The organism is Azonexus caeni, assembly GCF_048146105.1.
Lineage (GTDB): Bacteria > Pseudomonadota > Gammaproteobacteria > Burkholderiales > Rhodocyclaceae > Azonexus > Azonexus aromaticus_B.
Genome location: NZ_JBKJAD010000075.1, coordinates 1 through 338 on the forward strand (window position 1 = coordinate 1; position 338 = coordinate 338).

Sequence of the window (338 nt, forward strand, 5' to 3'; positions counted from 1 at the left end):
TGTCGTGCGTCGTCCCGTCCACCGTCTTCACGGTGAAGGTCTCGACCTTCGTCTCACCTTCGCCCAGGTACTGCACGTCGGCGTTCGCCACCGTGTAGGTCCAGTCGCCGGTCGCCGTGATCGTCAGACCGCCCAGCGCACCGGCGCTGGCGACGATGCCCGTGGTCTGGAACTGCGCTTCGTCGGTGCCATCGACATCCGTCACCAGCAACGTGCCGGTGTCGGTCAGGTTCGGGTTCGACGCGTCTTCCGTCACCGCACCCTTGTCCTTGCCGCTCACTTCGGCGCCGTCATTGGTACCGGTGATCGTCACCACGATGTCGTGCGTCGTCCCGTCC

1 protein-coding gene is annotated in these 338 nt (G+C 65.7%); it reads right to left on the bottom strand.

The annotated features are described in order from the left end of the window. Nucleotides 1–338: VCBS domain-containing protein (locus tag ACLIIZ_RS21135; protein WP_416695687.1), on the bottom strand; the 338-nt coding region annotated here is incomplete at both ends.